This is a genomic window from Acinetobacter sp. CIP A162, assembly GCF_000367905.1.
Taxonomy (GTDB): Bacteria; Pseudomonadota; Gammaproteobacteria; order Pseudomonadales; family Moraxellaceae; genus Acinetobacter; species Acinetobacter lwoffii.
In genome coordinates, this window is record NZ_KB849159.1 from 152,203 (window position 1) to 174,197 (window position 21,995).

Annotated in this window: 11 protein-coding genes and 1 pseudogene; 9 read left to right on the plus strand and 3 right to left on the minus strand. The window is 39.4% G+C overall.

Annotated elements, in window-relative coordinates; translation table 11 throughout:
• Nucleotides 1–19 precede the first annotated feature (19 nt).
• The 4 genes from F995_RS07090 to F995_RS07105 all read left to right on the plus strand — a co-directional run bounded on the left by F995_RS07090 (nucleotide 20) and on the right by F995_RS07105 (nucleotide 3,615).
• Entirely contained in the window at nucleotides 20–250 is a 231-nt protein-coding gene (locus tag F995_RS07090) for a helix-turn-helix transcriptional regulator (protein ID WP_004646156.1), read from the plus strand.
• A gap of 73 nt (nucleotides 251–323) precedes the next feature.
• The gene (locus F995_RS07095) at nucleotides 324–908 is read left to right on the plus strand and encodes a class I SAM-dependent methyltransferase (RefSeq protein ID WP_016807129.1); all 585 of its coding nucleotides are present in this window, start codon (nucleotides 324–326) and stop codon (nucleotides 906–908) included.
• Nucleotides 901–1,914, plus strand: coding sequence for an HNH endonuclease (locus F995_RS07100; RefSeq protein WP_004646159.1), 1,014 nt, complete (start codon nucleotides 901–903; stop codon nucleotides 1,912–1,914). Before F995_RS07095 ends, F995_RS07100 begins: the two co-directional genes overlap by 8 nt.
• Before the next feature lie 90 nt (nucleotides 1,915–2,004).
• Entirely contained in the window at nucleotides 2,005–3,615 is a 1,611-nt protein-coding gene (locus F995_RS07105; protein ID WP_004646160.1) for an HNH endonuclease, read from the plus strand.
• Nucleotides 3,616–3,656: 41 nt separating this feature from the next.
• Here F995_RS07105 and F995_RS07110 read toward each other — a convergent pair whose 3' ends face one another.
• On the minus strand, nucleotides 3,657–4,070 hold the full coding sequence (locus tag F995_RS07110; RefSeq protein WP_004646161.1) for a hypothetical protein: 414 nt from the start codon (nucleotides 4,068–4,070) through the stop codon (nucleotides 3,657–3,659).
• A 251-nt stretch (nucleotides 4,071–4,321) separates the two neighbouring features.
• Between F995_RS07110 and F995_RS07115 the strand changes: the two genes are divergently transcribed.
• A complete protein-coding gene (locus tag F995_RS07115) occupies nucleotides 4,322–7,084 on the plus strand; it encodes a type I restriction-modification system subunit M (protein WP_004646162.1) in 2,763 nt (920 codons plus the stop codon).
• 140 nt (nucleotides 7,085–7,224) lie between these two features.
• Here F995_RS07115 and F995_RS07120 read toward each other — a convergent pair whose 3' ends face one another.
• Nucleotides 7,225–7,989: an IS5 family transposase gene (locus F995_RS07120; RefSeq protein WP_004645258.1), complete on the minus strand. Its 765-nt coding sequence runs from the start codon at nucleotides 7,987–7,989 to the stop codon at nucleotides 7,225–7,227.
• 63 nt (nucleotides 7,990–8,052) lie between these two features.
• Here F995_RS07120 and F995_RS07125 point away from each other — a divergent pair, with 63 nt between their 5' ends.
• Together F995_RS07125 and F995_RS07130 are read left to right on the plus strand one after the other, a co-directional pair.
• Complete coding sequence (locus F995_RS07125) at nucleotides 8,053–9,171, plus strand: restriction endonuclease subunit S (RefSeq protein ID WP_004646163.1); 1,119 nt, start codon at nucleotides 8,053–8,055, stop codon at nucleotides 9,169–9,171.
• A gap of 74 nt (nucleotides 9,172–9,245) precedes the next feature.
• Nucleotides 9,246–12,386, plus strand: coding sequence for a type I restriction endonuclease subunit R (locus tag F995_RS07130; protein ID WP_004646164.1), 3,141 nt, complete (start codon nucleotides 9,246–9,248; stop codon nucleotides 12,384–12,386).
• Nucleotides 12,387–12,416: 30 nt separating this feature from the next.
• On the opposite strand, the gene F995_RS07135 is transcribed toward F995_RS07130, so the two are convergent.
• Nucleotides 12,417–13,250 carry a TIGR02391 family protein gene (locus F995_RS07135; RefSeq protein ID WP_004646165.1) on the minus strand — a complete coding sequence of 278 codons (834 nt, stop codon included), beginning with the start codon at nucleotides 13,248–13,250 and terminating at the stop codon, nucleotides 12,417–12,419.
• 389 nt (nucleotides 13,251–13,639) lie between these two features.
• Between F995_RS07135 and F995_RS16280 the strand changes: the two are divergent.
• Both F995_RS16280 and F995_RS07145 read left to right on the plus strand, forming a co-directional pair.
• A pseudogene (locus tag F995_RS16280) lies at nucleotides 13,640–14,581 on the plus strand (IS5 family transposase).
• A 197-nt stretch (nucleotides 14,582–14,778) separates the two neighbouring features.
• Nucleotides 14,779–21,939, plus strand: coding sequence for an ESPR-type extended signal peptide-containing protein (locus tag F995_RS07145; RefSeq protein WP_004646168.1), 7,161 nt, complete (start codon nucleotides 14,779–14,781; stop codon nucleotides 21,937–21,939).
• The last annotated feature ends 56 nt before the right edge of the window (nucleotides 21,940–21,995 follow it).

Sequence of the window (21,995 nt, forward strand, 5' to 3'; positions counted from 1 at the left end):
TGAGATAGGAGTAAACATCATGAATGCCTTTGTAGGTCAGACTTTTCAGATGAACCAATTTATTAGCATCAAACAAGTTGTAACGTTTGTTGGTGTGGGGCGTTCCACCATCTATGAAATGATGGATGAGAACTCACCTTATTATGATCCTACTTTTCCGAAGAAAGTAAAAATCACCAAGAACCGTATCGGCTGGTCAGCTTATGAGATCCATCAATGGATGGAAAATAAGTTGGCGAGCCGTGAATAGAAAGGGAGCAAAAGCTCCCTTATTTTTTTGTTTTCTTGTAGACTAAAAATGTCTTTTAGCCTAAGTGTCTGTAATGAAAACAATAGACTACTACAATAAGCATGCAGAAGAATTTACAGCTTCAACTTTCAAGGTCGAAATGGAAAGCCTTTACGCACCATTTTTAAGGTATTTACCGGAACAAGCGTCTATTTTGGATTTGGGCTGTGGTTCGGGGCGTGATTCCTTCGCTTTTAAAAATAAAGGTTATCAAGTTGAGGCAATAGATTATTCTGCCGAGCTGGTTAAAAAGGCCAAGGAGTTGACCGGCATTGAAGTACGTCAACAAAGTTTCTATGAATTAAATGAGAGTGAGAAGTACGATGGTATTTGGGCCTGTGCTTCTCTTTTACACTGTGACAGAGATTGTTTGCCTGAAGTGATGGGGCACATATTTAAAGCACTAAAGCCAAATGGTGTGTGTTACATGTCTTTTAAATATGGTAATACAGACCGTGAGAAAGACGGGCGTAGCTTTACTGATCTAAATGAGCAGCAAGCGCATGACTTACTTAAGCAGATCGATCAAGCTTTACTGTTACAACAATGGATTACGATAGATAAACGTCCAGATCGTGATGAAAAGTGGTTAAATCTACTTTGGAAAAAGCATGCCTGATTTTATTCCTACAGCGCAGGAGCAGCTTAAGTTCCTTAAAAATATTCAGCTGATTTTACAGTCAGGTAGTTTTAGCAGTACCTATAAATTTGCGTTACTGATTAGCCTTAGCCGATTGGCTATTGAAAAAGGTGAAGACTCAGGCAAAAGCCTATCACTTGAGTATACAGAGATTGCTGAAAAGTTTATTGAGTTGTATTGGAAGCAGGCTGTGCCATATACCTTTAATGATCAAGGACAGCTGATCTTGAATCAAAACAATGGTAAGCAGGCAGCTATTGTGAAGCGGATAATTGAACATAGAAAAAATTATTCATCACTTGGGGTGTTAAGGCGAGATTCATTGGTATGGTTGGCGCTACTTAATGAGGTAAAAATCATTGTTAGAAAAATGCCTGTAACTTTCTTACAGAATATTAATGGTCAAGATTTTGAGTTTTTATATCAACTAGATCAGTGTGGGAATCAGCTCATTCTTTTACCTCAAGTCATGTATTGCTTAAGGCAGTTCAGTGAGATTATTGAAGAGCTGTGTCAGAAACGTTGGATTGACTACATCCGGAAGAACAGTAGCAATGCACCAATCTTGAATCAGTTACCGAACCTTGAACAATTCATGTTTGAGCCGAATAGAAACCAGTTAAATGCAGTAGCAAATGTATTAGTGGATCTACAAGACTGTAAATGCTTCTACTGTAATAAGCCAATGCGTAAAGGCAATTATGTAGTTGATCATTTTATTCCTTGGTCAATGTATCCATCGGACACAGGGCATAACTTTGTATTGGCTGATTCAAGCTGTAATTCTAAGAAGAGTAATTTGCTTGCATCAGATGAATTTTTGCATAAGTGGCAAGAACGTAATGAAGAACAGGATTTGCTGATTGTGGATCGAATTTCCGTACTGGGTTTTTTAACGGATAAAGAGCGTTCGTATAAAGTGGCTGACTGGGCATATGCTCAGGCAATAGAAAATAATTATTCTATTTGGTCTATAGGTAAGTGAAAACAATATGTAAAAGAAGAAGAAACTTATATGATTTAATACTTCAGATAAAAATTTATATATGCATTAAGAACAGTGGGTGATTTAGGAATGGCTTCATTATATCTAAACAGATTGAGCGTAAATGAAAGAGAAAAATTAATTAATGATCTTCATTTAACACAAAAAGGTCAGTGCTTTATTTGTGAAAAGCCAATAGATTTAGTCATTCACTCTGACAGTATTGATATCGATCATGTGATTCCATCTGCTCATAATGGCAAAGATGATCCTAGTAATTTTGCAGTAACACATGCGAGTTGCAATAGGTCAAAACAGGCAAGTAATCTTGAAGTTGCTCGGATATTGCAACGCTTTAAACAATTAAAAGAAGACTTACAGCAGGATAATAAAGTTCCGAATTTAGCGCATATTCTAGATAAGGCTAATGGTGGGAAACATGAAATTAGTTTTAAAATTGAAGGTGACACCATTCAGTTCAGCTTATCTAGTATAGGTGATGAAAAAATTTATCAATTACCTCTCTATCAGGATGATCTAAGTGCGTTTAAATATTTCTTCGCAAAAATGCCAATAGAATATCTACATCATGATCAACGAATTAATCCAAGATCAATTGGTCCTAATATTGGTAAGTTAGTTGAAGAGTTTTATCAAAAGAGACCGCAACTGCATATTCCTTTAGCATGGATGAAGAGTGAGCATAATAAGTCGGGTATCTTTATATTTGATGGTCAACATAAAGCAGCTGCACAAATCATGTTAGGCGTGCGTTCTTTACCTGTAAGGGTTTTTGTTGATGTAGATGCTGACGTGTTGATTACGACAAATTTCAACGCTGGCACCACATTAAAACAAGTAGCATTTGATAAATCTGTACAACGACATTTAGGTAGTACGTTATATCAAGATAAGTTGCAGCGTTACCGTACAGATACGGCACGTGACGTAAATGATTTCACCTTTTCAGAAAAGGATTTAGCATCTCACTTTAAAGGCCAAGCTCGTGAGATTAAACGCTACGTTTTGGATGCAGTTCGTAATGCAGTAATTACCAGCCAAGACAATAAATTGCGTGACTATATTGATATGGCAGGTAAGGCAACTGAAAAACCAATTTCATACAGCAGCATAGAAAGGACGTTCTATTCATTTTTTATTCATTCAGATCTATTAGAAACACGCTTGGATTATAAAACTGATATAGGGGAAAATCCTCGAGAGCTTGAGGTTAGTCAGTTGGTTCAGTTGATGAATATCATTGCTGAAGAGTTCTATATCGGGAAATATAACTTTGATATTGGAACAGGCCAGATCGAAAGTAAAATTCAAAAAGGGCAGGTCATTCCGCTCGAACACTTAAAAGCTTTTCGCTTGAGTAAAGAAGAGATTGTTTATAATTGGCTATCGTTCGTACGAGATTTAATTAGTAATTATTATAGTACGGTAGGTGGTGCCTACTATCCTAATAAGCCATTTCAAACAAAATTCCCTGATCAGCTATGGATTAATATCCGCAATTTTCTAAGAAATTTTGCGGCTCTTCCATTTCTAGTGAATACACAACTGTCATCCACGATTTTCAGTGGAAAACGTTCTACTGATTACTGGCAGACGATTTTGAAAACTGGTGAAAGTAATGATGGTATTAAAGTGATGCCTCATGGGATTATTCTTATTCAAATGCAGCAACCTAATTAAAGGCATACCCTTTGCAGCTTTATGACTGCAAAGGGAAATATTTAGAATTTAGTAATACCACTAATATTTTTTAGAGCAGTCGCTTCAATGGTGGTCACTTTTTTTAAGCCAGGCCTTTTGGTTAGAAATTTTTGATGGATTAACTGCCAATCTTCATTTGATTTATCCAATTCTAACGGTAAGGTTAGTAAGGATTTTTTGCCTTTATAGGCATACAAAAAATCATCTGAGACTATAGCAGGCGGTGTTGCTTTTGCATGAACGGTAAAACAATCAACTAATGTATATCGGGTTTCTTTATTACTTATTTTTTCGCCCTGAATCATCCAAATAATATCACCTGCATTAAGGCGAAATTCTTCTTTCGAGTAGACAATAGATTGCTCAAGAGCAGCGTAAGGGAAGGGATTTTCTTCAGAATGCGCTTGATGATAAGCAAGCCAATGTTGCTGCATTTTATTAAGACCTTTGATGTTGCATTACAATATTAAGCTATCCATTATAATCGACTTAAATAACGAAAAATTATTCAATTTTTCATCTTAATTTTATTAGTTGAATGAGTGTGTAAATAACTCAAAATAACAGTTGTCCTATATGCTCAAATTACCGAGAATATGGGCAATTGATTGGTCTGTATTGACAGGCTATAACCTCTTTTAAGCATCTACGAATGCTCTAATATTTGATTAAATGTAGACCACCTATGAACAAGCAACAACTCGCTTCCAAAATTTGGGATTCCGCAAACAAAATGCGCTCAAAGATTGAGGCAAATGAATACAAAGACTATATCCTAGGTTTCATGTTCTACAAGTTCTTGTCTGATAAAGAATTAAGCTTTTTAGAAGCCAATGATTTTGCACAATCAGATATTGAAGCACTGACAGAAGAAGATGCTGAAACAGTAGAATTTATTAAAAATGGTATCGGTTATTTCATCGCTCATGATGACCTATTCTCAACATGGCTCAATAAAGGCTTAGACTTTACCGTTGCTGATGTTCGTGATGCCCTTTCCGCTTTTTCACGCCACATTCATAGCTCTCACAAAAAAGTGTTTGATGGTATTTTCAAAACCTTAGAAACAGGTCTTAGCAAGCTTGGCGATAACTCAAATAGCCAGACCAAAGCGATCAGTGACTTGTTGCAACTGATTAAAGTCATCCCAATGAATAGCAAGCAAGACTATGACGTGCTTGGTTTCATTTATGAATACTTAATTGGCTCTTTTGCTGCGAATGCAGGTAAAAAAGCAGGTGAGTTCTATACACCGCATGAAGTTTCAGTTCTTATGTCTGAAATCATTGCACATCATTTAAAAGACCAGCCTGAAATTAAAATTTACGATCCAACAAGTGGCTCAGGGTCATTGCTGATTAATATTGGTAGCTCGGTGGCTAAGCATGTCAATGATGCCAATAAAATCAAATACTACGCACAAGAGTTAAAAGAGAATACTTATAACTTAACCCGTATGAACTTGGTGATGCGTGGTATTTTGCCTGCCAATATTGTGGCAAGAAATGCCGATACTTTAGAAGATGATTGGCCATTTTTTGAAGACAATGATCCAATTAATACTTACGAACCGCTTTATGTAGATGCAGTGGTATCTAATCCACCATATTCACAAGCTTGGGATCCAGCAAATAAAGATGCAGATCCTCGATACAAAGAATTTGGTTTAGCTCCTAAAACCAAGGCGGATTATGCGTTCCTGTTGCATGATTTATATCATTTAAAACCAAAAGGTATTATGGCCATTGTCTTACCACATGGCGTGTTGTTCCGTGGTGGTGAAGAAGAGCGTATCCGTACTAATTTAATTAAGAAAAACCATATTGATGCCATTATTGGTTTACCTGCCAATATTTTCTTTGGTACGGGTATTCCAACGGTCATTATTATTTTAAAACAACAACGCCCAACCACAGACGTATTGATTGTTGATGCATCTAAAGGGTTCGTGAAGCTCGGTAAGAACAACCATCTACAAGCATCGAATATTAAGAAAATTGTCGATACCGTGATTGAACGTAAAGACGTTGAGCAGTTCTCACGTCTAGTAACGCAAAAAGAAATTCAGGATCAGGGCTATAACCTCAATATTCCTCGTTATGTAGATTCTTCAGCAACGGCTGAAACATGGGATATTTATGCCACCATGTTTGGCGGTATTCCTAAAAAAGAAATTGATGCACATGCAGCATATTGGGCAGCATTCCCACAGTTACGCCAAGACTTATTTACAAAAAGCGATACCCCTTACGTGAATTTGGCGGTGACTGAAATTAGCCAAGCGATTCAAGGCCATCAAGATGTAAAAGGCTTTGTTGGTCAATTTAATACCGCATTTGCTGATTTTAAGGATTACTTAAAAGGCGAACTCATTGGCAAAATGCAAAGCTTGCACATTGCCCAGCAAGAGGATGTTTTAAGTAAAGACATCTTTAAGCGTTTAGCTGATATTCCATTGGTGGATAAATATCAGGCGTACCAAGCTTTAGATGACCAATGGCAAGGTATTGCAGGTGATTTGGAGATTATTCAATCTGAAGGTTTGAATGCTGCCAAAATCGTTAATCCAAATATCGTGATTAAAAAGAAAGATGGTAAAGAGCATGAAGTACAAGAAGGTTGGCTAGGCTATGTATTGCCATTTGATCTAGTACAGCAGCGTTTATTGTCTAAAGAGTTGGAAGCATTAAAAGCCAAAGAGCGTGAACTTGCAGAAGCCAGTGCAGAGATTGAGTCTTTGATGGAGTCTTTATCTGAAGAAGATAAAGAGCAGTTGTTAAATGAAGCCAATGATGCTTTTGTGCCTGCCGAAATTGCTAAAGCCTTAAAGCAAGCTTATGCGGAAATTGAAACGCCTGAAATTGTTGCACTCAATGAGTATCTTGAGTTTTTAGGTACAGACCCTAAACCGAAAAAGCCTCAAAAAGAGCAGTTTGTAAAAGACCATACAGAAGTGCAATGGTCAAACATTGAAGCAAATAAAGATGGCACTTATGCAGCCCCAAAAGTTAAAGCGTATTTAAAGCAATTACGTTCAGGCTTTAGTTTTGAAGAAGGCAGTTTAGAGGCAACTTTGGTGCAGGTGGATGAGTTACTTGCACAAGAAAAAGAGTTAAAAGCACAGATTAGTAAAGACGAAGCTGTACTGCATCTTTTAACCAAAACCACGATAGAAGCTTTAGAAGAAGCGCAAGTGAAAGCGTTGCTAGAAGCGAAGTGGGTTGAACCGATTGTTTCTGCGATTTTGGCATTGCCGAATGAAGTGATTGAGCATTTGACCGATACGGTACAGGCTTTAGCAGATAAGTATGCAGTGACCTATACGGAAACCACGCAAAAGCTGACTGAAGCAGAGCATAGCCTTGCAGACTTGATTGATGACTTAACTGGTGATGAGTTTGATATGCAAGGTTTGGCACAGTTTCAAGCATTGTTAAAAGGGGTGTAATGTGGAAAAGCAAAAGTGCCCTGAAGTGAGATTTAATCAATTTAATGGGTCTTGGTTTGAAAAAAATCTTTCTAATGAAGTTAGTTTTTATTCAGGTTTAACTTATTCTCCAAATGATATTACTAGGGTCTGTTGACATTTCAAGTATAGAATTTACCCGATAAAGGTAGCCAAATAAATATACAAGCTAATGCAACTGCCCCCTCATAGCTACACTTTAGCTTATCATATCGTGTTGCTATTCCTCTGAACTGCTTTAACCTACAAAATGCATTCTCAACTAAGTGTCTGATTTTATATAAATACCAATCCATATGATCATTATTTGACTGAGTATTTGATTTTCTTGGAATATTCGCTTTAGTTTTTTTCGCAGATATTTGTTCTCTTAATGATTCAGAGTCATATCCTTTGTCTGCACAACATACTTCCGTTTCACTCAAATCAAGTTTTTCAATCATTTTGGGAGCAATCTTGACATCATGTATCGTTCCATCGGAGATAATAATTTCGATTGGATTGCCATCCGCATCAACAGCTAAGTGTATTTTAGAACTATTTCCACCAATGCTTTTAGAAATATCCTGATCTTTTATTCCAGCAGAATGTTGGTGTGCCCGAACATGACTACCATCAATAAAAACCCATTCCATATCAGCACTTGAAGAAATTAATTTAAATATTTTCATTAACTTATCATTTTTACACCAACGATTATATTTTTTAAAGATTGAGTTATACGAACCAAATTCTTTAGGCAAATCACGCCATGGGCAGCCTGTTCTTATTCTATAAAGTATTGCTTCGACAAAATTTCTCAAATTAGATTTGAAATAGATATCAAAATTTCGGAAAATAGAAAGTAACTTAGACCAGTGTTGATCATTCAGCATTGTACGAGGCATAGCGAGAAGTAAATTTAGTTTGGCGATTAAATTTTACTTTCTCGCTATTTTTTTGAACAGTAAATGTCAACAGACCCTAATAAAAATGGAACATTAGTTTTACGTTCTTCTAATGTACAGAATGGAGAAATTTCACTCTTAGATAATGTATATGTTCGTTCGGAGGTTGCATACTCCCAAAATGTTGATGAAGGAGACATTATTGTTGTTGTCCGAAATGGTTCAAGAAGCTTAATTGGCAAACATGCAACTATCAAGAATAAGATGATAAATACAGTCATTGGTGCATTCATGACTGGCGTAAAATCATCTCAACCTGATTTTATCAATGCTTTATTTGATTCGAATAATTTCACAAATCAAGTTAATAGAAATTTAGGTGCTACTATCAATCAAATTACGATTGGTGCTTTCAAGGAAATGAATTTTTATTTTCCTCAAGAAGAGGAAAAAGTTCAGATTGGTGAGTTTTTCCAAAACCTTGACCAATCCATTGCTTTACATGAAAAGAAATTGGCTCAAACGCAAAACTTTAAAAAAGCGATGTTGGAAAAAATGTTTCCAAAACAGGGCATCCTGTGTCCTGAAATTCGTTTAAAAGGTTTTAGTGGTGATTGGGAAGAAAGGCAGTTAAAGGATATTTCTTTCAAAGTTCTTGAAAAGAATAGTGAGCATTTGTATTCAGAAACTTTTACGAACTCTGCACAGTTTGGTGTAATTTCTCAACGTGATTTTTTTGATAAAGATATTTCAAATACAAATAATATCGGAGGATATTACGTTGTAAAAGATAATGATTTTATCTATAACCCACGTATCTCAAACTTTGCTCCAGTTGGTCCGGTTAAGAGAAATAAGCTTGGTCGTACAGGTGTTGTCTCTCCACTATATTTTGTTTTTAGAACACATGACGTTGATCATCAATTCTTAGAAACTTATTTCGAAACATCTGTTTGGCATAAGTTTATGTTTCTGAATGGTGATACAGGGGCACGTTCAGATCGTTTAGCAATAAAAGATACGATTTTTATGGAAATGCCAATTTATTGTCCTTCTTTTGAGGAACAACAGAAAGTTGGTCAGTTCTTTAAACAATTAGATGAAACAATCAAGTTACAACAGCAACAGCTCCAAACTGTAAAAAATCTGAAACAAGCATTGTTAGAAAAAATGTTTGTTTAATCATTGCTATATCCCCCTTTATTTAAAGGGGGATTTTAAAATCTAAATACTGACTTGATAAAACCTAAATTGATATGACCTTTAAAAGCGAAACAGCATTTGAACAAGCACTCATTGACCTCCTTTTAAAAAAAGGTTGGCAAGATGTCATTAAAAATCCAACAGAACAGGATCTCATTAATAACTGGGCAGAGATTCTTTTCCAAAACAACCGAGAAATTGATCGACTGAATAATCAGCCGTTAACCCAAGGGGAAATGGCTCAGATTATTGAACAGATCAATACACTCCGCACGCCTTTTGCCCTCAATGGATTTATTAACGGTAAAACGGTATCCATTAAACGAGACAATCCAAATGACAAACTACATTTGGACAAAGAAGTCAGCTTAACCATTTACGACCGTCAAGAAATTGCCGCAGGTAAAAGCCGTTATCAAATTGCGCAACAACCGAAATTCCCAACCAAATCTAAAATCTTAAATGACCGTCGTGGCGACATTATGCTGCTTATTAATGGTATGCCACTCTTTCATATTGAATTGAAACGCTCAGGTGTACCCGTCAGCCAAGCGTCACATCAAATCGAAAATTATGCACGTTCAGGCATTTTTACAGGTTTGTTTTCCTTGGTGCAGATATTTGTTGCCATGAACCCAGAGGAAACTTGGTACTTTGCCAACCCTGGCCCTGATGGAAAATTTAACTCAGACTTTTATTTCAACTGGGCAGATTTTAATAACGAGCCGATTAATAATTGGAAAGAGATTGCAGGAACGCTGTTGTCCATTCCAATGGCGCATCAGCTCATAGGCTTTTATACCATTGCAGATAAAACTGATGGTATTTTAAAAGTCATGCGTAGCTATCAATACTTTGCGGTACGTGCTATTTCAGATCGTGTGGCACGTATTGAATGGGATGGGCGTGATCGCTTAGGTGGCTTTGTTTGGCATACCACTGGCTCAGGTAAAACCATGACCAGCTTTAAAGCAGCTCATCTCATTGCGACCTCCAAAGATGCAGATAAAGTCATCTTTTTGATGGATCGTATTGAACTAGGTGTACAGTCACTAGAGCAATATAACAACTTTTCAGAGATCGAAGACTTTGTCCAAGCGACTGAAGACACGCATGCATTAGTCAGTAAGCTAAAAAGTAAAAACCCAAATGAAGTCTTGATTGTGAGCTCAATCCAAAAAATGAGTAATATCAAAAATGAAGATGGCGGTTTAAATGCACATGACATTGAACTGATCAATAAAAAACGCATTGTCATCATTGTAGATGAAGCACATCGCTCTACATTTGGTGAAATGTTGATGACCATTAAAGAAACCTTCCCACAAGCTGTATTCTTTGGTTTTACAGGTACACCGATTCAAGAAGAAAATGAAAAAAATATGAATACCACGGCAACGGTATTCGGGAATGAATTGCACCGTTACAGTATTGCAGACGGTATTCGAGATAAAAACGTTTTAGGCTTTGACCCTTATTTAGTTTCAACCTATAAAGATGCTAAGTTGCGTGAAGCAGTTGCACTTGATGAGGCTAAAGCCAATACGGTAAAAGAAGCCTTAGATGATCCTGAGAAAAAAGCAGTCTATCAGCGATTTATGGATAGCAAGCAAGTTGCAATGGAAGGACATACGGATAAGACGGGTAAATACATCAAAGGGATTGAGGATTATCTGCCAACGTCACAGTATCATCGTACAGAGCATCGCAATAAAGTTGTCGAAGATATCAAAGACAATTGGGTGCAGTACAGCCAAAATAATAAATTCCATGCCATGTTTGCGACCAGTAGTATTCCTGAAGCAATTGAGTACTATCGACTGATTAAAAAGGCGATGCCAGAGCTCAAAGTCACAGCCTTGTTTGATCCAAATATCGATAACACAGGCAATGCAGCTTTTAAAGAGGAAGGTCTGGTCGAAATTATTGAGGATTACAATGCACTTTATGGTATGGAATTTACTTTAGCCAACCATGCCAAAATGAAAACCGATATAGCGGATCGTTTGTCACATAAAGAAGCTTATAAGCGTATTGAACATACGCCAGAAAAACAGCTTGATCTGTTAATTGTAGTGGATCAAATGCTGACAGGTTTTGACTCAAAATGGGTTAATACACTGTATTTAGATAAAGTATTGGAATATGCAAATCTAATCCAAGCATTCTCACGTACCAATCGTTTGTTTGGTAAAGATAAGCCTTTTGGTATTATTCGTTATTATCGTCGACCGCACACCATGAAACGTAATATCGATGCGGCGGTAAAATTATATTCGGGTGATAAGCCATTGGCTTTATTTGTTGATAAATTGCCAAGCAATTTAAAAAACATCAATGACATCTTTGAAAAAATTGATGACCTATTTAAAAATGCCCATGTGTCTAATTTTGATAAGTTACCGGAAGATGATCAGTCATGTGCTTTATTTGCAAAATTGTTTAAACAACTCAACGAATATCTTGAAGCAGCTAAAATTCAGGGCTTTAAATGGGATAAGTTGAGTTATGAGTTTATAGATGAGCAGAAAAAGAAATTTACCATTCAATTAAAGTTAGATGAGCAAACATTCTTAGTTCTGGCACTGCGTTATAAAGAACTGTTCTCGAATGGTGGCAATGGTGGAGGATCAGGTGGCGGTAACATACCTTTTGAAGTGGAAGGCTATTTAACAGAAATCGATACGGATAAAATCGATTCAGATTACATGAACAGTCGTTTTGATAAATATCTGAAAGCACTGCATAACGGCGATTTAGAGCTTTCTGTTGAAGATGCGTTAAATGAATTGCATAAGAGTTTTGCAATGCTCAGTGCCGAGGAACAGAAGTTTGCCAACATCTTCTTGCATGATGTACAGCGAGGGGATGTAGAGCTGATCGCTGGTAAGTCATTTAGAGATTACATTACTGAATATCAAGTTCAAGCGAAAGAGGATGATATACATCATCTTGCAAATGCATTAGGACTTGATGAAACGAAGTTAAGACAACTCATGAATGCTCAAGTCACTGAAAACAATATCAATGAGTTTGGGCGTTTTGATGAGCTTCTAGCCTCAGTAGATAAAGTCAAAGCGAAACAATATTTAGAAGCTAAAGATGGAACTGCCATTCCTCCATTCAAAGTTAATATTCGAGTGAATGCAATGCTAAGGAAATTTATATTGAGCAATGGTAAAGAATTAGCATAGTGAAATAAGACAAGGCCAGATGGCCTTGTCTTATTTTGATTCTATTTTTATTGCTTCAGCTTCTAATAGGTATAACTCATTGATCAATAAAAACTCACGATATTGATGAATTAAGTTTTCATCTTTTTCTCGATGTGCACGAGCATTTCGAAAAGCCATATACGCACCCGTGAATAAATTTACTCGACCTTTAATCTCTGCGCTGTCTGGTACGTCCCAAGTGAGAATGGTATCTTCACCTTGAAAGACTTGTGCAAATAGCTTGGTGCTATGCTCATTAATACCTGTACGTGTACGAACAATATCTTCAAGTCGTTTATATGCTTTTGTTAGTGCGGAGTCGGGATCCTGCTTAAACAGTAAAGCTAAGTCAAAAATTCTTTCATCAATAATCGAGTACGGCAGCTCTAGTGGATAATAACGCTTTAACTTAAAAGTTTGGGCTATTTCATTTTCAAATGGATAAATATAGTCATGCAGACGGATCGGGCGAATGATTTTTTGTTGAAAAATAAAATCGATATCCTGGTCACTCAATGATGAGCTATTCAATCTATTGAGGAGCTTTGTGGACACTAGGATTTCTTCAGTTTCAATTCGATGCTTTCTTAAAGTAGTCAGGGCTTTTGCTAGACCTTTTGGTCCTTCGCCTGAATAACCTGATGTGAATCCACCACGGATGATGTAATAATTTTCGTTTAGATCTTTAAGTATAAAGGCATGAGATTGTTCATTTGTGAGCAATAGTGCATAACTTAGATCTGCATGAGTTTGGATTAAATTGTGTAGGCTAAAGAGACATGTTTCTGTGATTCCAGCGTCACCTAAATAATCGACATGATAGTAGTTTTCTGTTTTGAACATTTTTATAAAAATAAAGAGTCGTTGTTTGAAAAGATGATGGGGTAAATTGGGGTAAAAATCTAGCGCTTTAATTTTTTTAATGATTAGATTTCATTAGGGATTTTAGGTGAGTTAAACTGTCACCATCTCAATCTTGCTCTTATCAACTTATTGACTTTTATTAAGAGAAATACAATTAAAAAAAGTCCTTAAGATATTCAGTTTGTTAGATGATGGATATTCCTAAGGTGAGTTGTGAATCCGAGAAGATGCTTTAGCTTATTTTTTAATGATCTTTATGCACCTATACAGCTGAGAAATTTCAATTATTAAAAGTTGGCGCGCAGGTTTTAATATAAGCTAATGAAATACAAAAGGCTCCGACAAACCCGGTACGATTCAATTTTCAAATGAAGAAGCCTACACACAAAATCTACCGCACTACCAATTGGCCCGCATATAACCGAGCACTCATGAGTCGCGGAAATATTGCCCTTTGGTTGGATCCTGCTACGCAATGGTATGCTCCATCAAAAGGCAAACAAGGGCGAAATCAAATCTACTCCGACGTAGCCATCCAATGCTGCTTAATGATTAAATCCTTATTCCGTCTGTCTTTACGTATGGTTACTGGCTTTGTGCAAAGTCTGATTAAGCTTTGCGGCTGAGCAGCCCCGAATATCAGTGATATTCGTATTCCACCATTTGTAGAAAACAAAAGCATATTGATATTGCAAGCAGCTACCAAAAAAGTAGCGATGGGCTGCATCTACTCGTAGACTCTACAGGCATGAAGCTTCTAGGTGAGGGCGAATGGAAACGCAAGAAACATGGACCTGAATATCGTCGCCAATGGCGTAAACTACATATTGGCATAGATGCTAAAACCCTACAAATACGAGCAGTTCAGCTTACAACCAATAATCTCAGTGATTCACAGGTGCTTGGTGATTTACTTAATCAGATTCCACAAGATGAGCAGATTGACTCTGTTTATACCGATGCAGCTTATGACACCAAGCAATGCCGTCAGGCCATTGCAGATCGGCAAGCGCATGCGGTGATTCCACCTAGAAAAAAATGCGAAACCATGGAAAGATAAAAAGAGTAGCTCGCTAGAGCGAAATGAATTATTTCGAACAGTTAAACGTTTAGGCAGGACACTATGGAAAAAATGGTCAGGCTATCATCGGCGAAGTTTGGTTGAAACTAAGATGCACTGCATTAAATGATTAGGAGATAAACTCAGTGCAAGGCGTTTTGATAGCCAAGTGAATGAGATTCATGCACGTGTAGCAGGCCTCAACAGATTTACGGAATTAGGTCGACCACTTACCCAAGTTACGCCTTAAATTTAGCTCAATTAGGGCGGCTTTGTATTTCAAATCTTTGTGCAACAAAGCTGTAATATATTTATAGCATCTACCAGATGCTATTTTTTCTCTAAAAAGTTATTACCATTCGTCAGAATACCAGTTTTCAGTGATATACAACTTTGTATGTAATGTTTTGTAATTGTACCAAATGTTTAAAAATTACAGGTACAGATATGAACCACATCTTTAAAAAAATCTGGAATAAATCTTTGGGGCGTATGGTTGTTGTTTCGGAGCATGCCAAAAGTGCAGGTAAGACCGACAATACCACAGGTGAGCAACCAAATAGCCTAAGCAAAGTTCAGCATGATGAACAAGGCAAAAACGGGGTTTTTGCCTATAAACCTTTTATTTTACAAAGTCTGGTTTTAAGTATTGCCGCGATTTCGGGAATGAGTGTTTGGGCAGGAGATGTCTGTGATGGCAGTACTGACACTGGTGAACAATCTTTAGACAGTACCGCAGGCGGCCTAGATGCTTTTGCCTGTGGTCATAAGAATGAAGCATCGGGTGATTCTAGCAGTGCATTGGGGTATAACAATAAATCATCGGATAGTTATAGCAGTGCATTGGGTTATAATAATACAGCATCGCAAAACTCTAGCAGTGCAGTCGGTATGGGGAATACTGCATCGGGTTGGGCTAGCAGTGCAGTCGGGGGTGGAAATGAAGCATCGGGTAGTAGTAGCAGTGCAGTCGGTTATTACAATAAAGCATCAGGTAGAGCGAGTAATGCCTTTGGTACAGCCACAATTGCCAATAAACAGGGGGCAATTGCTGTAGGTGGCTGGTATGACCAAGATAACAATAGTAGCTTTACACATGGTGGACCCGAAACCGCAGCAGCCACAGGTGTAAGTTCAGTTGCGATGGGTGCAGGCGTAACCGCAACGGCAGACCGTAGCAGCGTGTTTGGTGTGGGTAGCCAAGCCACGGCACAAAATGCAACAGCGATTGGTTTTAACTCTTTAGCTGATGAAGCCAATACAATTTCGGTTGGTCGTGCAGGTGCAGAAAAACAAATTACCAATGTTAAGGCAGGTACGGCAGATACCGATGCGGTCAATAAAAAACAACTGGATACAGCGATTTTAAGTGTTTCAGGCGGAACTGTCGCCACCGACAACTACGCTCACTATGCTGGTGATACCGCTTTAGGTTCGGCATCGGGTACTGTACATACGACCACACGAACCAATGGAAGAATTACCACAGTAGCAGGCATTACCGTCACTGCAACAGGTGAAAATATTGATGACATTACCTCATTTACTGTAAATGGGGTAACAACAACCAAAGCAGCCGACCCAGACAAAGTTGCTGCCTTTATTAACGCAGCGAAAAACGGCGGAAATATTGCCGTTGGTCTATATAGTAGTGCTGTAGGGGTAAAAAATGTTGCATCGAATTATGGTAGTAGTGCCGTTGGTAGACAAAATAAAGCATCGGGTTTTGAGAGCAGTGCATTCGGTTCTCACAATGAAGCATCGGGTTATGCGAGCAGTGCAGTCGGTTATAGCAATGAAGCATCGGGTGTGAATAGCAGTGCAGTCGGTTTTGGCAATGAAGCATCGGGTGTGAATAGCAGTGCAGTCGGTTTTGAGAATACTGCATCAGGAATAGTCAGTAATGCCTTTGGTGTAAAGACAATCGCCGATAAAAAAGGATCAATCGCCGTAGGTGGTTGGTATGACAAAGATGAAGATAGCTTAATTAATACTATTTTAACAGAAACCGAAACCGCAGCAGCTACAGGTGTAAGTTCAGTAGCGATGGGTGCAGGCGTAAGCGCAACGGCAGACCGTAGCAGCGTGTTTGGTGTGGGTAGCCAAGCCACGGCACAAAATGCAACAGCGATTGGTTTTAACTCTTTAGCCGATAAAGAAAATACCATTTCAGTGGGTCGTGCAGGCGCAGAGAAACAAATTACCAATGTGGCAGCAGGTACACAAACCACCGATGCAGTCAATAAAAAACAACTCGATGATGGATTGGCAGCTAAAGTAGATCAGTCTGCACTTTTCAATCCAGTTACAGGTATTTTAAATCCAGTCACAGGTTTACCAAGCAAAATTGGTTATGACACGCCTACTGTAGATAAAATTACCTTACGTGGTACAGGGGGGACGACCATTTCCAATGTCGCAGCAGGCACACTAGCCACCGATGCGGTCAATAAAGGACAACTGGATACAGCGATTTTAAGTGTTTCAGGCGGAACTGTCGCCACCGACAACTACACTCATACTTCAACCGAGACCGCTTTAGGTTCAGCGAAAGGTACACCGCATGCCACAACAACCACAGCAGGAAAAATTACCGCAGTGGGTGGCATTACTGTAACCACTGACCTAGCGACAGCAGGCATAAGTATTGATGATATTAATTCATTTACAGTGGGTGGGGTCATCACGACCAAAGCAGCCGACCCAGCCAAAGTAGCAGCCTTTATCAATGCAGCCAAGAAAGGCGGAAATATTGCGGTTGGTCAACTGAGTAGTGCGGTAGGTACAGCAAATATTGCATCGGGTAATAATAGCAGTGCATTGGGTTCTAATAATACTGCATCGAGTAATAATAGCAGTGCATTGGGTTATGGGAATACTGCATCGAATCTATATAGTAATGCATTGGGTTATAGGAATACTGCATCGAATCTATATAGTAATGCATTGGGCTTTAATAATGACGCATTGGGTTGGTCTAGCAGTTCGGTTGGTCTTGGCAATCTGACAACACAATTTGCTTCAAGTGCGTTTGGTTTTTTTAATGCTGCTGTCGCCGAATCCTCAACCGCTATGGGGTCGGGTATTAGTGGAGGCGTATCCTCACGACTACGAACTTTAGAAGAAAAAGTTGAAAATGGTAAGTTGGTCAGCGTCAATGGCGTTGCAGTGACTGCAACAGGTAATACGACTGCAACAATTACACATGTCAATGGTGTAGCGGTCGATGAAAATCAAAAATCTCAATTTTTAAATATATTACGACAAGGGAATGTGGCGGCAGGTCAATATAGTTCTGCGATGGGTGTACGCAATTTAGCCACAGGTGTAGATAGCAGTGCTTTTGGCTATGGCAATGATGCATCGGGTGTGAATAGCAGTGCAGTCGGTTTTGAGAATACTGCATCGAATGGAGACCTCAATAATGCTTTTGGTGCCTATAATAAAAACAATGGCGCTGCGAAAAATACCGCGGTTGGTATTGGCAACATAATTAATTCTTCAGCCTGGGGCACTAATGCGTTAGGTTATAGCAATAACGTAAGTAATCTGTATGGTTCAGCCATCGGCACAAAAAATACCGTCACTGTGGTTGGAGGTAATGCCATAGGTCTAAATAATATAGTAACAGGCGGATATGCCAACGCCATAGGTACCGGTAATACCGTGATTGGGCAAAATGGTGCTGCGGTCGGCTCCGGTTTGGCCGACTATGCAGGTAATTTAGGTCCACAGGTTGTTTTAACGCCCTTCAGCTACACACCAACGTTTAGCAGTGTGGGTGGCGTCACCACTTTGGATGGTGTGGTGATAAAAACCAGCGCAGCAGATTGGGCGGCATTATCTGCCAATCCAAGCTTGTTGACCGAAGTCAATGGACAGAGCGTCACAGCAGCACAGGCAACCGATATTATCAATAACTTCAAACAGGGCGGAAACCTTGCATTGGCTGATCGCAGTAGCGTGTTCGGGATTAACAGTAAAGCGGTGGCAACAGGGGCAACTGCCATCGGTTTAAATGCGGTAGCCGACCGTGCCGATACTGTGTCGGTAGGTCAGGCGGGTGCGGAAAAACAAATTACCAATGTCAAAGCCGGTACCACCGATACCGATGCGATCAATAAAAAACAACTGACCGATGCGCTGGCTGCCATACCCAATGCCACCCCTAGCGATAACTATGCACGTGCTTCTAGCTCAACTGCATTGGGTTCAGCCAAAGGTTCTCCACATACCATTACCACAATCTCAGGGAAAATTGCCACAGTGGGGGGTATTGCGGTAACCACCACCGGTGCAGGGACTACTCTGGATGATATTGACTCTTTTACCGTCAATAGTCTGACCACCACCAAAGCCGCCGATCCGGTTAAATTTGCAACCTTTATTAATGCCATCAAAAAAGGTGGCAACCTGGCGATGGATGGTCAAGCCAGTGCCCTGGGTACCGGCAATATTGCCTCAGGGTTATATAGTAATGCGGTCGGTAATAGCAATACTGCATCGAGTGGTTATAGTACTGCGGTGGGTTATATGAATACCGCATCGGGTAGTAATAGCAGTGCGGTGGGTTATGTGAATATTGCATCGGGTTGGTATAGCAGTGCGGTGGGTTATAGGAATGAAGCATCAGGTTTGGGTAGTAATGCCGTAGGTGGTAACAACCTAGCGAAAAGCCAAGCTAGCAATGCTTTTGGTATTACAAATACCGTAGATCATGGTGCATCAAACACAAATCCCTTTATTAGTGATAATAGTAGTAGAACGACAGCCAATGCCTTTGGTAGTGTCAATAATGTAACTGGTGCAGGAGCAACCGCAGTCGGTTTAAAAAATACTGCATCAGGTGTGGTCAGTAGTGCATTTGGTACAGGTGCAACTGCCAATAGAACTGGATCAATTGCCTTTGGTGGTTGGTATGACCAAAATGCTGATAATGAAATTGATGATGCAAGTTTAACCGCATCGGAAACCGCAGCAGCGACAGGGGTAAGCTCAGTTGCTATTGGTGCAGGTGTGACCGCAACGGCTGACCGTAGCAGTGTGTTCGGTGTAGGCAGCCAAGCGACAGCATTAAATGCCACCGCCATTGGTTTTGACTCTTTAGCTGATGAAGCCAATACAATTTCGGTTGGTCGTGCAGGTGCAACAAAACGGATTACCAATGTGGCAACACCAGTAAATGCGACTGATGCCACCAATAAAGCTTATGTGGATACTGCATTAAGTAATTTTACAGCTAATGCCGATACAGTTCTATACGACACCGCCTCGAACCAAGCGACATTAACGCTGGCAGGTGCAAGCGGTACAAAAATCACCAATCTGCAAAATGCTACTTTAGACGCAAACTCTAAAGATGCAGTGACAGGCAAGCAGTTACATGCAACCAATACGGCCTTAACAGATGGTTTAGCCTTAAAAGCCGACCAGACTGCATTAACCACAGGTTTGTCTAGTACATTGGCAGATGCTAAAACTTACGCAGACACGGGCTTAGCTTTAAAAGCAGATCAAACCGCGCTAACCACAGGTTTGTCTAATACATTGGTAGATGCCAAAACCTATGCAGACACGGGCTTAGCTTTAAAAGCAGATCAAACCGCGCTAACCACAGGATTGGCGAATACCTTAACTGATGCAAAAGGTTATACCGATGTGGAAGTTGGTAAACTGGATACTAAACTTGGTACAGAAGTTGGCAACTTAAATACAGCCATTACCAATAGTGCCAATACGATTAACACCCGTATTGATGGTGTGGATACCCGAATCGGCAATGAAGTGACTACCTTAAATACCAGGATTGGTACAGAAGTTGGAACACTGAATACCCGAATTAGCAATGAAGTTGGAACGATGAACACCACAATTTCAGGAATTGATGGACGAGTCACGACTAACACAAATGACATTGCACTGTTAAAAACCAATACAGGGAATCTTGCAGCAAATGCAGTGATCTATGATTCAGCAACCAAAGACACAATTACTTTGGCAGGTACAAACGGTACGAAACTTACAGGTCTGCAAGATGCAACATTAGATGCAACGTCTAAAGATGCAGTGACAGGTAAACAGTTACATGTGACCAATACCAGTGTCACAACATTGAGTGATCGGGTGACCACGGAAGTTGGCAACTTAAATACAGCAATCACAACCAGCGCAAATACGATTAATACCCGTATTGATGGTGTCGATACCCGAATCGGCAATGAAGTCACTACCTTAAATACACGTGTTGATACGACTAATACTGCGTTGGTTCAGGCATTAGGTGGTGGTGCGGCATGGAACAATGGTGTATTCACAAATCCAACTTTTACAATCCAAGGAAAAGCTAAAAATACAGTGAGTGATGCATTCATTGCAGTTGATCAACAATTAGGTGCAATTAAAACCTCTGTATCAGATTTAAAAACACATACAGACCAGCAAGCTGTATCTAATTTAAATGATGCAAAAAATTATGCAGATCAACAAACAACCACTGCATTAAATAATGCAAAAGGCTATACCGACCAGAAAACCACATCAACCTTAAATGATGCAAAAAGCTATGCAGACCAAAAGGCGGTTGATGGTAAAGCCTACACAGATCAGCAAACTGCATCGACACTAAACAATGCGAAAAATTATGCTGACCAGAAAGCTGCCGATGGCAAAGCCTATACTGATCAACAAACTGCATCTGTACTTAATGATGCAAAAAGCTACACAGATCAAAAAGCGGCATCTTCTTTAAGTGGCGCAAAAGATTATACCGACCAGCAAACGGCATCGGCACTTTCCAGTGCGAATAGCTATACCGATGGCAAAATTGCAGATGTGCAAACTCAACTTACAGCCAGTAACCAGTTTGTTCAGGTGAATGGAGTAACTGATGCCCAAGCTGCTTCGGCAACAGGTGAAAACTCGGTTGCGATTGGAACAAATACCGTAGTGACAGGCCATCGCTCAACTGCTGTAGGTGTGGGTAATCAGGTTTCAGGTAATGGTTCTGGTGCCTTTGGTGATCCAAACACGGTATCTGGAAACGGTAGTTATGTTGTGGGTAATGACAATAAAGTCACGGGTGATAATACCTTTGTGCTGGGCAATAATGTCGATACTCAAGCCAAAAATGCAGTGGTATTGGGTAATGATTCTGCATCGGATCGTGATAATACGGTATCAGTTGGAGCAAAAGGCAAAGAACGCCAAATCATCCATGTGGCGGATGCCGTTGAAGATACCGATGCAGTCAACTATCAACAGCTAAAAGCAGCAGAAAAATCGACCAATAACTATACCAATGAGCGTGTAAATGCCTTAAATAGCGCGTTTAATGATTATCGTATGGAAACAGAACAGCGCTTCCATAAAGTGGATGAACGTTTTAACCGCCAAGGTGCCATGACTGCTGCGATGATGAATATGTCAAGTAGTGCTGCCAGTGTCAAAGGACAAAATCGTGTCGGTGTGGGTGCTGGCTTTCAGGGACAGGAACAGGCGGTGTCAATTGGCTATCAACGGATTATTAATGATAATACCTCACTCACCATTGGTGGCGCATTTACCAAGGAAGAAAGTTCGGGTGGTGTAGGCGTTGGTTTTGGTTGGTAAAATTTAAAGCATAAAGGGCTTTGTTGCACAAACCTATCTATAAAGGCTTTTTCAGC

What these genes read in the sequence shown, in the direction of transcription:
- F995_RS07145 (WP_004646168.1), top strand. Translation starts at nt 14,779, where the DNA reads ATGAACCACATCTTTAAAAAAATCTGGAATAAATCTTTGGGGCGTATG.
- F995_RS07095 (WP_016807129.1), top strand. Translation starts at nt 324, where the DNA reads ATGAAAACAATAGACTACTACAATAAGCATGCAGAAGAATTTACAGCT.
- F995_RS07090 (WP_004646156.1), top strand. Translation starts at nt 20, where the DNA reads ATGAATGCCTTTGTAGGTCAGACTTTTCAGATGAACCAATTTATTAGC.
- F995_RS07135 (WP_004646165.1), bottom strand. Translation starts at nt 13,250, where the DNA reads ATGTTCAAAACAGAAAACTACTATCATGTCGATTATTTAGGTGACGCT.
- F995_RS07100 (WP_004646159.1), top strand. Translation starts at nt 901, where the DNA reads ATGCCTGATTTTATTCCTACAGCGCAGGAGCAGCTTAAGTTCCTTAAA.
- F995_RS07125 (WP_004646163.1), top strand. Translation starts at nt 8,053, where the DNA reads ATGTCAACAGACCCTAATAAAAATGGAACATTAGTTTTACGTTCTTCT.
- F995_RS07105 (WP_004646160.1), top strand. Translation starts at nt 2,005, where the DNA reads ATGGCTTCATTATATCTAAACAGATTGAGCGTAAATGAAAGAGAAAAA.
- F995_RS07120 (WP_004645258.1), bottom strand. Translation starts at nt 7,989, where the DNA reads ATGCCTCGTACAATGCTGAATGATCAACACTGGTCTAAGTTACTTTCT.
- F995_RS07115 (WP_004646162.1), top strand. Translation starts at nt 4,322, where the DNA reads ATGAACAAGCAACAACTCGCTTCCAAAATTTGGGATTCCGCAAACAAA.
- F995_RS07110 (WP_004646161.1), bottom strand. Translation starts at nt 4,070, where the DNA reads ATGCAGCAACATTGGCTTGCTTATCATCAAGCGCATTCTGAAGAAAAT.
- F995_RS07130 (WP_004646164.1), top strand. Translation starts at nt 9,246, where the DNA reads ATGACCTTTAAAAGCGAAACAGCATTTGAACAAGCACTCATTGACCTC.